The following is a 13,552-nucleotide window of genomic DNA, read 5'->3' as shown; positions in this document are numbered from 1 at the left end:
CTTTCTATTCTGTTTCATTCGCTCAACTTCTTTTTTATAGGCTATAAACGCATTACGGATAAAGACGGTTCAACAAACGTGGGAATGGAATCGATTCTCTGACATGTTCCGCTCCACTGATCCAAGCCACTGTCCGTTCAAGGCCTAATCCGAAACCGGAATGTGGAACAGCACCGTATTTGCTTAACTCCAAATACCAGGCATAGGCTTTTTCATCAAGCCCGTGCTCTTCGATGCGCTGCTTCATCAACTCGAAATCGTAAATGCGTTCCGATCCACCAATGATTTCTCCGTAGCCTTCCGGTGCAATAAGGTCTGCACAAAGCACGACGTCATCGCGTTCCGGATGCGGCTGCATATAGAATGGCTTGATGCCGATTGGGTAGTTGATAATGAATACCGGCATATCATAGCTTTCAGCAATCGCAGTTTCGTGCGGTGCTCCGAAATCATCTCCCCATTTGATGTCATCATGGCCGTTTTCATTCAACCATTTAATGGCGTCATCGTAAGTGATGCGCGGGAATGGCGCTTTTATGTTTTCAAGTTTCGATGTGTCGCGGCCAAGGCGCTCCAATTCGAGTTTGCAGTTTTTCAAGACGGACTGGACAAGATGCGCGACAAATTGTTCTTGGACTTCCAAGCTTTCCGCATGTTCTACGAAAGCCATTTCCGGCTCGATCATCCAGAATTCAATCAAGTGGCGGCGTGTTTTTGATTTTTCAGCCCGGAACGTCGGACCGAATGAAAATACTTTGCCAAGTGCCATAGCGGCCGCTTCCATGTAAAGCTGGCCGGATTGTGAAAGGTACGCGTCTTCATCGAAATACTTCGTTGCAAAAAGCTCAGAAGTTCCTTCCGGTGCAGATCCCGTTAAAATCGGGGGATCCACTTTTACAAATCCGTTGTCATTGAAAAATTCATACGTAGCACGGATGATTTCGTTGCGGATCTTCATGATCGCATGTTGTTTGCGCGAACGAAGCCATAAATGGCGGTTGTCCATCAAGAATTCCGTACCGTGCTCTTTTGGCGTAATCGGGAAATCTTTCGCTTCGTGAAGAACTTCAATGCCTGTTACAGCGAGTTCATAGCCGAAAGATGAGCGTGTGTCTTCTTTCACTTCACCTGTTACGTAAAGCGAAGTTTCTTGAGTCAACCCTTTTGCCGTCGCAAAAAGCTCTTCCCCGACTTCTTCTTTTACGACAACCGCTTGAACGAATCCGGATCCGTCGCGCAATTGAAGAAAAGCAATTTTTCCGCTTGAGCGTTTGTTCGCGACCCAAGCGCCTACTTTAACTGTTTGTCCATTATATTGAGCCATCTCGGCAATTGTAATCTTTTTCATCATAGCCTCCAAAAAATTAAGTCAATAGTTGTCTTTTAATCGTTCCATTTTGATTGGACAAATTCGTGAATGCGCCCAACCGCTTTTTCAAGCGCCTCAAGCGACGTCGCATATGAAAGGCGGATAGTAGAGTGCGAGCCAAAACCGGACCCGGGTATCACCGCTACGTTCGCTTCAGTCAATAGCGCTGTCGCAAAATCATCGACTGAAGAATAGCCCGTCTTTTGCGCCGCTTCCGAAACATCCGGCAAGAGGTAGAATGCACCTTGTGGACGCAGCACCTTAAATCCTGGAATAGCTGCCACTTTAGGGAAAATCGTGTCCAAACGGCTTTCAAAAGCGCTCCGCATTTCTTCCACAGGTTCTTGCGTCCCGTTATATGCTTCAATTGCTGCGTATTGGGAAGTCGTCGTCGGGTTTGATGTCGAATGGCTGGCAAGGTCTGTCATCGCTTTGATGATAGCCGCATCGCCTGCTGCATAGCCGATGCGCCATCCGGTCATCGAATGTGATTTCGATACGCCGTTGATGATGATTGTCCGATTTTTTGCATCCTCTGACAACTCGGCTACAGATGTATGGCTCGCTTCTCCGTAAATGAGCTTTTCATAAATTTCATCCGAAACGATTAAAACATCGAATTCACGGCATACTTCCGCCAATTCCGCGAGTTCTTCTTTCGAGTAAATCATGCCCGTCGGATTGCTCGGCGTATTCAAAATGATGGCTTTTGTCCGGTCTGTAATCGCTTCTCGCAGCTGCTGAGCCGTAATTTTATATTCCTGGCTGGCTGTAGCTTCTATGTATACAGGAACACCTTGAGCCAATTTCACCTGTTCCGGGTAGCTGACCCAGTAAGGTATCGGAATGATCACTTCATCGCCTTCGTTCAGCAATACCTGAAACAAAGTATAAAGAACGTGTTTTGCACCAATGCCGACCATGATTTCATTCGGCTGATAGCTTAATTGCTGGTCGCGCTGAAGTTTATCGATGATCGCCTTTTTCAAAGCCGGGAGTCCGCCGGAAGGTGTATATTTCGTTTTCCCTTCCTTCATGGACGCATAGGCCGCCGCTAAAATATTTTCGGGAGTGTTGTAATCCGGTTCTCCGGCCCCTAGTCCGATCACATCAACGCCTTTGGCTTTCAGCTCATTCGCTTTTGCTGTGATCGCAAGAGTAGTTGAAGGCGTTAACGTCTGTACTCGATTTGCTAAGTTAATCAAAGTTGTTCAGCCCTTTCACAAATTCAAAATCTTCTTCCACTGTTTTCCATCACTTGCCATGATATAAATATAGTTTAACTGGTCTTCTTTATCTTTATAAGCGACTTCCCATACAGCTCCGTCTTTTTCCATCCCGAGCCGTGTATGCAGGAATTCTTTGACTTCCGCTTCTTTAGCCACTGCTTTTCTGGCTTGTTTGGCGGTCATTGCCTCATCAAGTGGGGCAATTTTCACTTCCCCTTCGCCAGTCGGTACAAAAATGGCATTCAATTTGCCTTTGGCGTCCGTTCCGATTACCGTAACAGCAGTTTGTTTGTTAGCATAGACATAAGCCTGTTTCACTTCTGCCAGCAAATTCTCATCTTTGACCCGTTCAATCGCCCGCTGTTCCGCATCGGAATACGGCTTGTTGCCGGCTACGATGACAATAATCATCAAAGCGACAGCCAAAAAAGATAAAAACCCAAGTATAAACGTAACCCATTGCTTCATTTGATCACCTAAGTCTTATAAATTGTAAAGATCGCTTGTTCCGGATCTTCCTTGTCCAATGCAAGTCCAAACATCAGATCGTTGTGTTTTAATGTTCGGTTCAAGGCATCCACCACTTTATACAAATCCGGCTGGTATTTCACATTTACGGTGGAGAGCACTTCTATTTTCGATTCCATGCAAAGCGACCTTCCTTTCATTTTGTCTGCTGTGTTAAGGGATAGAGTTTGGGCTCTATTCGCTGCACTTTATTTCATTGCTTATTATACCAATGTTCAATATCCGTTACCATCTTTTCTAAAGACACTTTCGAGACTTTCACTTTCGGCAAAGCATTCAAAAATTCTTTTCCGTACGACTTCGTTTCAATTCGACGGTCCAGGACGATGAACATTCCCTGATCGTTTTTTGAACGGATCAAACGCCCAAAACCTTGGCGCAGCCGCAAAACTGCTTCCGGCAATGCGTAATGCATAAACGGATTGATGCCTTCTCTGGAAATCATTTCGGATTTCGCTTTAAAGATGGGCTCATCCGGAGATGTGAACGGCAAGCGAACAACAACGACTGCCCGCAGCGCATCCCCCGGCACATCTACGCCTTCCCAGAAACTGTTCGTGCCAAACAGCACGGATTTCTGGAAGCGCTGGAATGATTTCAGGAGCCTCATCCGGCTGCCGGAAGAAATGCCTTGCGCAAACAGCATATATTCATCGAGAAGCCCCGTGTCTTGGATCAAGTCCACCGTTTTCCGCAGCATGTCTTGAGATGTGAATAAAACAAAACAGCGCCCTTCCGTGACAAGCACGGTCTGAATCACGGCATCGGCTACCGATTCGATGTACTCAACTTGCGAAACTTGTTGAATATCCGGCATATCTTCTACGACAAAAACCCGGGCTCCTTGATAAAACTCTTTTGGCGGTTCGAATTTCGTAATCGGCACATCAAATGGAATGCCAAGCTGATTGACAATAAAGCGTTCGTTTGACGGCACGCTCATCGTTCCGGACAGCCAAACGACCGCTTTTTCCCCGCGTACCGGCGCAATGATGCGCTGAACGATCGAAGTCACTTCGAAAGGCTGCTTGTAGAACGAAAGACTGGTCGGCAGGCTTCTCAAATCGCCTTCAATCCAGCTGACTTCATCTTCCAAGGGGAACACAAAGATTTCACTGAATTCGACCGCTTTAACCATTAGCTCTTCCGTCCAATAGCGCCAGTCCGTAATCGTCAAGCGGTCCTGGATGGTCGTTTCTGTCAGACGCTCGGCTTTTTGGAGAATCAATTGTGACAAATCGATCCACTCATTCAAAAAACGCAGCATATCCATAAAACGATCCTTCTCGTAAGGAAGTTCCGAGAGCAACGAAGCGCATTTCTTATGCCGGCTCCCTTGGAACCGGTTCTGGAAAGCGGCCGTCAGCGATTGGGCCAGCTCGTCGAATATCGCTGTGAATTTATTGAACAGCGCTTCTAAATGAAGCATTTCCGGAACACTGGAAAATCCGCTCGTTTCTGCCGCTTGGTAAAGTTCGTAGAATAATTGCTGGTCGTCGTACGTTCCCAATTGGCCGAAAATGTATTTCCACTGTGTGTAAACAAACGTTTTTTCGTATTGGGAGACGGCTGCCTGCACCACTTGATGCGCTTCATCCCAAATATAGGCATCCACGTTTTCCAAAATGCCTTGGTTTGTCGCCCGCTGGTTCAAAAGGAACGCATGGTTCGTGACGATGACGTGAGCGTTTTTGGAACGTACCAGTGCATATTCATAAAAATCGACCGCTTTTTCTTCCCGGGACAATTTCCGCAGATGCGATCGGCGAATTTTATCCAAGACAAACTGTCCGCCGCTGGAAGCGTTCAACTCATTCAAATCGCCGGTTTCGGTTGAAGTCAGCCACACCAGCACTTGCATGATGGTGAATGTTTCATCGTAGGATTCGTCTTCACCCTGCAGCAATTCGGTAAAACGTCCCAAATCAATATAATGGCTTAAGCCCTTGATAAGTGAAATGCGTACCGGGCCTCCGACAAGCTGCTCTACAATTCCGCCTTCTTTTTGGACCAACTGGTCTTGCAGATGCGTCGTATACGTACTGATCAGCACTTGTTTTCCGGTCTTTATGGAGTGGTTCACTGCCGGCAATAAATAGCCGATCGTTTTTCCCATCCCAGTGGACGCTTCAATGACCAATTCTTTTTTGTGATGGAGCGCCGATTGGATCGAGGCCATCATATCAAACTGGCTTTGCCTCCGTTCAAAATTCGGGAAAGCCGTTTCCAGGCGCTCTTCCCAGTCAAACACCGCTGAATAGGCTTCTCCAGTGCGCACCGATTGATCCGCGCGGACTTTTAACGGAACGCCTTTAAAGTTTCCAAACGCTTCACGCTGCCCATTTCGTTTCTTCTGGGTCATTTCGAAAAAGAGCCGGGATAGGTCGGATTTCAATTGAAACGAGCGCCTATGCAGGAGCGCCAACGTTTCATACGGCAGCTGCTCCATGTCTTTTTTCGCCTGCAAATACAAAAGCGCTGTCGCCATGGCATCGTCGTCCGCGCGATGGGCGCTTTCGAGCGGAATGCCAAGCTCCGAAGTGATGTCTTGCAGCTTATAGCTGAATGACGTCGGATACATCAATCGGGCGAGTTCCACTGTATCCATCGTCAATCCTTGCCAAGCGGGCAATCCGCTGCGCTTGAATTCCGCTTGCAGAAACGGCAGATCGAAATTCGTATTGTGTGCAATGAAAACCGCATCGCGCATTTTTTCAAAAATAGCGGCTGCATGCACTTCGAACGGAAGCGCTCCCGCTACATCATGCTCTGTAATATTCGTTAAATCCTGAATGAACAACGGAATTTTTCTTTCCGGATTGATAAATTCAGTATATGTATCCACAATTTGATCGTTTTCAATCGTTACCATCGCTATTTGAATGATCCGGTCTCCTTTAGCAGGGGAATGGCCTGTAGTTTCAATATCGACAACGACATATTTTTGGGTGTTCATCACAAGCCTTCTTTCTCGGGTGATTCTCTCTTCAAAAATTGTAACATATCCGGGTGCGTTCCGTCTTACGGACCGGCTAATTCAATCGATATTCCCATTACAGTGGAGTACGCAAAATCAGAAAAAGCCAGAGGGGAAAAGCGGTGCTCTTCCCCTCTGGCTTTAAATTTCTTTAGACGAAGCCCCGCTTGCTTACATGACGGTAGCTTCAGGTTCGTAATGGATGATTTCCCGGATTTTATTGTCTGCATCCATGATGGCCACGGTCGGTTTATGGCTTCGCGCATTTTCATCCATGACATAGCCGTAAGTCAAAATGATGACGATGTCGCCTTTTTGCACAAGGCGGGCTGCCGCTCCGTTCACACAGATTACGCCGCTTCCCCGTTCGCCGGCAATGATATACGTTTCAAAGCGCGCGCCATTATTATTGTTGACGACATGCACTTTTTCATTCGGCAGCATGCCGACTTCATCCAGCAGATCCTGGTCGATCGTAATGCTCCCTACATAGTTCAAGTCTGCTTGCGTAACAGTCGCGCGGTGAATTTTCGAATTCAACATCATTCGTAACATGTTCAGTTCCCCTTTGGATTAAAGATAAGATTGTCGATCAAACGTGCTTTTTCAAATTGGACAGCCAGGGCAAGTATGGCTTCTCCTTCAACGGCTGAAGCCAAGGCCGGATATGATAAAAACTCAATATAATCGATTTTGCCGGATGTATGCGCCTGAAGATAAGAAGAGACAGCCGCTTTCGGGTCCTCGCCTGTTAAAGCGGCCTGTTTCCCGGCCTGCAGCGCTTTATGCAAATGAGGCGCTTCGCTGCGTTCGGTTTCACTCAAATAGACATTTCTCGAACTTTTGGCCAGTCCATCTTCTTCCCTCACCGTTTCGCCCCGGCGAATTTCAATCGGGAAATTGAAGTTTGAAACGAGCGATTCGATAATGGCCAATTGCTGGGCATCTTTTTGGCCGAAATATGCCCGGTCTGCTTCGGTTAAATGAAATAATTTCGTAACCACTTTCAACACGCCGTCAAAATGGCCGAATCGAGTTGCTCCGCACATTTTCTCAGCTAGTTCCCCCGCAGAAAATGAAATCGATGATTCTTTTGGATACATTTCTTCAACCGATGGGGCAAAAATGATATCCGTTCCGGCAGAAGCGGCCAACTGCTGATCGCGCTCCAAATCTCTTGGATAGCGGTCGAAATCTTCGTTCGGTCCAAACTGAGCCGGATTGACGAAGATGCTCATGACGGCTACATCATTTTCCGCTTTTGCTTTCTCGACGAGCGACATGTGCCCTTCATGCAAAAACCCCATGGTGGGAATAAGTCCGATGGAACGCCCTTCTTTTTTTTGAGCGCGGACCCATTCTTTCAATTCCGTGATGGTGTTGATTGTACGCAAAACTTTTTCTCTCCTCTCGGGAAGAAAACCATATAAAAAGCCCTTCCATCAAAAAAAGACAGAAGGACAGTAAATTCGTGTGTGGTTTCCTCCGTCCCTGTCATATAAGTAGATCAAGGCAGATGTCGGCTATCAAATTGTATTTACTGCAAAATTGCCATAGATTTCAGGTGCAGTTCGCAAGCGATACTGCCCGTTGATCCAACTAAAAATACTATAGCAGAAATGCCCGTAAAACAAAACCATTCAGTTTGTCATTTCGATATCCGCCGAATAGATGCCATGCAGTTTTCCATCCGCTGTGCGAAGCTGGAGCACGCCGTCTTCCGTGATGCCTTCTGCAATGCCCGTCAACGTTTCTTTAGCCATTCGCGCACGCACTGTTTTGCCGATCGTTGATGAATAACTTTCCCACAAAATTTTCAACATGCCAAATCCGGTTTCAATATAGAGATCCGTATAAATTTCAAGATGAGAAAGAAGCGCCCGCACCAATTCTTGCCGGTTCACCAGCTTTCCGCTTTCGATGCTCAACGACGTCGCAATATCCTGCAATTCTTCCGGAAAATCCTGGAGCGATTGATTGACGTTCAGCCCGATTCCGATAATCAACGCTTGAATCCCGTCTGCGTCCGACTGCAATTCCGTTAAAATCCCTGTGCTTTTTTTGCCTTTGATCAAAATGTCATTGGGCCATTTGATTTCCGGTTTCAAGCCGGTCACTTCTTCAATCGCCCGCACCACTGCAACAGCTGCAACCAATGTGAATTGAGGCGCTTTTTGTGGAACGACATCCGGGCGCAGGACGACACTCATCCATATGCCTTTTTTCGCAGCAGAATCCCATTTTCGCGCAAGTCTGCCCCGACCGGCTGTCTGCTCTTCTGTCAGCACAATCGTCCCATCAGGCGTGCCTTCTTGCGCTAATTGATGCGCGATGATTTGAGTGGAAGGACATGATTCCACGTAATGGATCGTTTGCCCGAGCTTCTTCGTGTGAAGCCCTGCCCCGATCGCTGTGGCATCGAGCGTATCCGGTGCAGAAGTTAAATAATAGCCTTTTTTCTTGATGGACTCGATGCCGTACCCTTGCTCCGCGAGTTCTTTAATATGTTTCCAAATCGCTGTCCTTGAGACACCGAATTCATCAGCAAGCTGCTGTCCTGAAACCGGTTCGCCTTGGGCTTTTATCAAACGCTCTGCTAATTTATTGGTGATGGCGGTATTCATGCATGAACCATTCCTTTATGAGTTCTCTATCGTTGGCCAACTCCCCGAAGACGATCATCCGCTCGATCTTTGCGATCCACTCTTTGATCCAGGGGCCTTGCTTTTGGCTGCTCCACTTCATTAAATCGGAGCCGTTTACTGCCATTTCCGCTTTGCTGCGGATTGGAAGCGCGGATTTTTTCCCGGCGATTTCCACTTTCCTTCCGTTTAGAAGAGCAGCAATCGCTAATTGGGCATTTGTATAACTGTAAAAAACCCACTCATTCCATTCCGGAAGGCGAGCGGCTTCTAATGCCCTTTTAATGGTCTGTTTTTCTTCATTGGAGAATCGGTACGGCAAAATTGCTTCCATTTCCTGTGCATGCTCGAATAGCATAAATGCCCAGCCGGCAGCTGCCGTTTCGAACACCTGGAATTTTGCCCAGTCGGCTTTGAACAAATAGCCGGAAGGCAAGTGTTCTGCTAATCCGGTATCCGTTAAATAAGCGAAACTTCGGCTAGCTTTCTTATGGAGCATCATCTTATCAATCTCGCTTTTGATGCGCTCAATGGCGATTGATTTGATCAGGTGTGCCTGGTGCCCGATCGATGCCAATGTTGACGGATCGATTTGAAAATCCAATTGGCCGGAAAAGCGGATCGCCCGAAGCATGCGGAGCGCATCTTCCTGGAACCGTTCATCCGGATTGCCTACAGCCCGGATCAACCCTTTTGCCAAATCCTGTGCTCCGCCAAAAGGGTCTGTAATGGCCATGTCTTTATCCATGGCCATGGCATTAATGGTAAAATCCCGTCTTTTCAAATCCTCTTCCAGCGATTGGACAAATTCTACCGAGTCGGGCCGCCGGTGATCGGAATACGAACCTTCCGTCCGGTACGTTGTCACTTCAATCCCGGTTCCATCTTTTAAAACAAGGACGGTGCCATGCGCAATCCCCGTGTCGACTGTCCGTTCAAACAAGGACTTGACCTGCTCCGGTGAAGCATTGGTCGCCACGTCGATATCATGCGGCTTCTTTTCAAGCAAATAATCCCGAACAGCACCGCCGACCATGTAGGCTTCAAATCCGGCGACTTCGAGCTGCTCGATCACTTTGATCGCTGTTTTCATGACCGTTTCCTTCTATCTAATAAACTCTCGTAAATTTTTTCGTATTGCTGCAGAATCTGTTTCGAATGGAAACGTTCTTTAACTGTCGCGAGCGCCGCCGACTTCATCTCCTTGTGCATCCTTTCATCCTTCAGCATACCGATGATAAAATCTGCAGCCTGGTCTGTATTTCCTAATTCTACCAAAAATCCATTTTCTCCATGATTGATGATTTCAGGAATTCCGCCGATCGATGAACCGATGCAAGGGACTCCACATGCCATCGCTTCCAAAAGGACAAGGCCGAACGCTTCTTTTTCGGACAGCAATAATTTGGCATCGCTTAAACTATACAATTCCGAAAGATTGTCCCGCTTCCCTAAGAATAAAACCTGTTTTTCAAGGTTTAGCTCTCTTACCTGCTGGACAATCCTGCCCATTTCCGGTCCATCCCCAACCAAGAGGAGCCGCGTATCAAGCTCCTGATTGACTTTAGCAAATGTGTCAACGACATCCATGACCCGTTTCACCTTCCGGAAGTTGGACACATGGATCAGAACTTTTGCATCCTCGCTCAATCCCAAATCCGCTTTTAGCCCGCTAGAATCTTTTGGGCTATACTCCCTTTCATCGACAAAGTTATAGATGGTTTGAATCTCTTTTTCCGGATTGATCATTTCATATGTCTGGTTTTTTAATGAATCCGAAACAGCCGTCACGACATCGGATTTCTCGATGCCATAACGGATCGCTTCCTTCAATGAAGAGTCCGTGCCAAGCACCGTAATATCCGTCCCATGCAAAGTGGTCACGATTCCGATATCAGACCCCGCCATGTCCCGTCCGAGAATCGCGCATACCGCATGCGGAATCGCATAATGGACATGCATCAAATCCAGATTCTCATTTTTGATCACTTCTGCAATTTTCGTAGCTAAAGCGATGTCATAAGGGGCATATTGAAATACGGAGTAGCTATTGACATCGACTTGGTGACTATATATATTTGCATCCATCCCATTCAGGCGGAATGGCGTACTGGAGGTGATAAAGTGGATTTCATGCCCATGTTCTGCAAGCATTTTCCCGAGCTCGGTCGCCACGACGCCAGAACCTCCTACAGTCGGGTAGCAAGTAATCCCGATTTTCATTTTACGCACCACAATCTCCCCCTAATTTTTCCGCTCTTGGATGAGGCGCCAATCGACGAACCCCTCTTTTAGGCCTTGCAGCAAAACTTCTGCCGTGCCCATATTCGTAGCAAGCGGAACATTGTAAACATCGCACAAACGGATCAATGCCGTAACATCCGGTTCATGCGGCTGCGCAGTCAACGGATCCCGGAAAAAAATCACCATGTCCATATCGTCTTTTGCAATCATGGCACCGATCTGCTGATCTCCGCCTAGCGGGCCTGACTGGAACCGGATGACATCCAGCCCTGTTCCATCCATTATGCGTTTGCCCGTCGTGCCGGTTGCATACAAATCATGTGCCGCTAAAATCGGCTTATAGGCTGTAACAAATGAAATTAAGTCGTCTTTCTTCCGGTCATGCGCAATTAAAGCGATTTTCATAACATCTTCCCCTTTTAAATGATATGTTCCAATCCGTAGATCAATTCTTCTTTTTCCATTACTGTCTCGATCGAAAGCACCACGCCTGACATAAACGAGCCGCGATTAAAAGAATCGTGCCGGATTGTCAGCAATTGCCCTTCTCCTCCAAGCAATACTTGCTGATGGGCGACCAGGCCAGGCAATCTGACGCTATGGATCCGCATGCCGTCGTAATCCGCTCCTCTGGCGCCTCGCAATGTTTCTTTTTCTTTCGGGTGCCCTTGCCCGTGCACCGGCCGCTGGTTGGAAATCAAGTGCGCCGTCTTCATCGCTGTGCCTGACGGGGCATCCAATTTCTGGTCATGGTGCATTTCAATAATCTCGATATCGGGCAGGTATTTGGCCGCCTGTTCGGCAAATTTCATCATGAGAACCGCACCGACTGCAAAATTTGGGGCAATGATGCAGCCAAGTTTCGCTTCTTTCGCCATTTGGGCCAATTCGTTCAATTCTTCATCCGAGAAACCGGTAGTGCCGACTACCGGACGAATGTTCAATTGCAGCGCTGTTTTCGTATGTTCATAGACAGATTCCGGGGAAGTCAGATCCACTAGCACATCCGGCTTTGTTTCAGCATGCAATTTTTTCAGATCCAGATAAACAGGGACTTGATACGATTCTGGAAATAGCGAAGTCTCTGCCAAACTAGCACCGATTTCTTTGTAATCCAAAACAGCTACCAATTCCAGGTTTTCATTTTTCATCACTGTATGTACGGCTTCTTGGCCCATCTTCCCGCGTGCTCCCGCGATTGCTACTCGAATTGCCATTATGCTTCTTCCTTTCTCGTCCACCGGTCTTTATCCCGGGTATTGAATTTCTCCATAACACCGTCATGCGCTTTCGCCAAATCGATATCCAATGAATTCGCCATGCAGATTAAGACGAATAACAAATCGCCCATTTCCATTTCAATGGAATTCTGCTCTTCGGTCGACTTCTTTTTCTTTGGGCCGAATTGGTGCATCACTTCACGCGATAACTCTCCGAGCTCTTCAGTCAGCCGCGCCATCAATTCCATTGGGGTAAAGTACCCTTCTTTGAATTGTCCAATATATTGATCCACATCTTGCTGCAATTGTTTCATCGATTTATCACCGTTCATCTCATCACGCTCCTCATCTCATCGTAAAGAAAACTGGAGTTGTTGTCAAAATCAGAATAATAAACGATAATACAGAAGTTGAGTTTTTTAAAAGGAGCTGGTTCGGTGTCATGAAAGGTCTGCAGCTGAAAAATATATTTTTCATTTTGCTTGGTGCAGCTATTTATAGTTTCGGTTTTGTCCACTTCAATATCCAAAATGAATTGGGTGAAGGCGGATTTGCAGGAATCACGTTGATTCTCTTTTTCCTTTTCAATTGGGATCCCGCATTAATGAACTTATTATTAAACATTCCGTTGTTTTTTATCGGCTGGAAACTGCTAGGAAGAAAAGTTTTCCTTTATACCATTATAGGAACGGTAGCCGTGTCCGTTTTCCTGAAAATCTTTTTGGTCTATGAAATCCAGATCGATTTGCACAGTGATCTGTTCTTGGCGACTTTGTTTGCCGGGGTGTTTGTCGGCGTGGGCCTCGGAATCATTTTCCGCTACGGAGGGACTACAGGCGGAGTGGATATCATTGCCCGCTTGGTTCAAAAATACAGCGGCTGGAGCATGGGAAAAACAATGTTCCTGTTTGATGCCTGCGTCATCGTCCTGTCCCGTTTGACGTTCCTCGATAACCGGACGATGATGTACACATTGGTTGCTGTTTTTGTCGGAGCACGCGTTATCGACTTTGTACAGGAAGGCGCTTATTCCGGGCGCGGAGCCATGATCATTTCAAATTCGCAGGAAGAAATCGCCATGCGCATTGCGAACGAAATGGACCGAGGCATCACGATCCTGCGCGGCTATGGCCACTTCACGAAAGAAGAACGGGAAGTGCTCTATTGCGTCGTCGCAAAAAACGAAATTGTCCGGCTCAAAAACATTATCAACAGCGTCGATCCCCATGCATTTGTTTCCTTGACGGAAGTCCATGATGTGATGGGGGAAGGGTTTACGCTGGATGAACAAAAACAGCCCATCGGCTAAACAAAAAAGGAGTTGCCCCAAATAAGGGGCAACT

The 13,552-nt window shown here is 47.0% G+C and carries 14 protein-coding genes; 1 reads left to right on the top strand and 13 read right to left on the bottom strand.

What is annotated here, in order from left to right; translation table 11 throughout:
- Window positions 1–52 precede the first annotated feature (52 nt).
- From asnS to BN1080_RS07490, 13 genes are all read right to left on the bottom strand, one after another.
- The gene (gene asnS, locus BN1080_RS07545; RefSeq protein WP_052651421.1) at window positions 53–1,348 is read right to left on the bottom strand and encodes an asparagine--tRNA ligase; all 1,296 of its coding nucleotides are present in this window, start codon (window positions 1,346–1,348) and stop codon (window positions 53–55) included.
- 35 nt (window positions 1,349–1,383) lie between these two features.
- A complete protein-coding gene (locus BN1080_RS07540; RefSeq protein ID WP_052651420.1) occupies window positions 1,384–2,574 on the bottom strand; it encodes a pyridoxal phosphate-dependent aminotransferase in 1,191 nt (396 codons plus the stop codon).
- A gap of 15 nt (window positions 2,575–2,589) precedes the next feature.
- Window positions 2,590–3,066 (bottom strand): cell wall elongation regulator TseB-like domain-containing protein, encoded by a 477-nt coding sequence (locus BN1080_RS07535; protein WP_052651419.1) that lies wholly within the window; start codon window positions 3,064–3,066, stop codon window positions 2,590–2,592.
- 8 nt (window positions 3,067–3,074) lie between these two features.
- Window positions 3,075–3,245, bottom strand: a complete 171-nt coding sequence (locus BN1080_RS16980; RefSeq protein WP_110925597.1) for a YpmA family protein — start codon at window positions 3,243–3,245, stop codon at window positions 3,075–3,077.
- Window positions 3,246–3,319: 74 nt separating this feature from the next.
- On the bottom strand, window positions 3,320–6,082 hold the full coding sequence (gene dinG / locus BN1080_RS07530) for an ATP-dependent DNA helicase DinG (RefSeq protein ID WP_110925596.1): 2,763 nt from the start codon (window positions 6,080–6,082) through the stop codon (window positions 3,320–3,322).
- A 192-nt stretch (window positions 6,083–6,274) separates the two neighbouring features.
- Entirely contained in the window at window positions 6,275–6,658 is a 384-nt protein-coding gene (gene panD / locus BN1080_RS07525) for an aspartate 1-decarboxylase (RefSeq protein ID WP_052651417.1), read from the bottom strand.
- A gap of 2 nt (window positions 6,659–6,660) precedes the next feature.
- Entirely contained in the window at window positions 6,661–7,497 is an 837-nt protein-coding gene (panC, locus tag BN1080_RS07520; protein WP_052651416.1) for a pantoate--beta-alanine ligase, read from the bottom strand.
- Between the two features lie 246 nt (window positions 7,498–7,743).
- Window positions 7,744–8,727 (bottom strand): biotin--[acetyl-CoA-carboxylase] ligase, encoded by a 984-nt coding sequence (locus tag BN1080_RS07515; protein WP_052651415.1) that lies wholly within the window; start codon window positions 8,725–8,727, stop codon window positions 7,744–7,746.
- Window positions 8,705–9,838, bottom strand: a complete 1,134-nt coding sequence (locus BN1080_RS07510) for a CCA tRNA nucleotidyltransferase (protein WP_052651414.1) — start codon at window positions 9,836–9,838, stop codon at window positions 8,705–8,707. The genes BN1080_RS07515 and BN1080_RS07510 overlap by 23 nt, the downstream gene beginning before the upstream one ends.
- Window positions 9,835–10,968 (bottom strand): N-acetyl-alpha-D-glucosaminyl L-malate synthase BshA, encoded by a 1,134-nt coding sequence (bshA, locus tag BN1080_RS07505; protein WP_110925699.1) that lies wholly within the window; start codon window positions 10,966–10,968, stop codon window positions 9,835–9,837. Before bshA ends, BN1080_RS07510 begins: the two co-directional genes overlap by 4 nt.
- Before the next feature lie 21 nt (window positions 10,969–10,989).
- Window positions 10,990–11,394 carry a methylglyoxal synthase gene (gene mgsA, locus BN1080_RS07500; protein WP_052651412.1) on the bottom strand — a complete coding sequence of 135 codons (405 nt, stop codon included), beginning with the start codon at window positions 11,392–11,394 and terminating at the stop codon, window positions 10,990–10,992.
- A gap of 14 nt (window positions 11,395–11,408) precedes the next feature.
- A complete protein-coding gene (gene dapB / locus BN1080_RS07495) occupies window positions 11,409–12,206 on the bottom strand; it encodes a 4-hydroxy-tetrahydrodipicolinate reductase (RefSeq protein ID WP_052651411.1) in 798 nt (265 codons plus the stop codon).
- Window positions 12,206–12,541, bottom strand: a complete 336-nt coding sequence (locus BN1080_RS07490; protein ID WP_052651410.1) for a nucleotide pyrophosphohydrolase — start codon at window positions 12,539–12,541, stop codon at window positions 12,206–12,208. Before BN1080_RS07490 ends, dapB begins: the two co-directional genes overlap by 1 nt.
- Before the next feature lie 110 nt (window positions 12,542–12,651).
- Between BN1080_RS07490 and BN1080_RS07485 the strand changes: the two genes are divergently transcribed.
- The gene (locus BN1080_RS07485) at window positions 12,652–13,518 is read left to right on the top strand and encodes a YitT family protein (protein WP_052651409.1); all 867 of its coding nucleotides are present in this window, start codon (window positions 12,652–12,654) and stop codon (window positions 13,516–13,518) included.
- Window positions 13,519–13,552: the final 34 nt, after the last annotated feature.

The organism is Planococcus massiliensis (genome assembly GCF_000821325.1).
GTDB classification, from domain to species: Bacteria; Bacillota; Bacilli; order Bacillales_A; family Planococcaceae; genus Planococcus; species Planococcus ruber.
The sequence above is the reverse complement of the archived record's forward strand: the minus strand, read 5'-3'. Positions and strand labels throughout refer to the sequence as shown.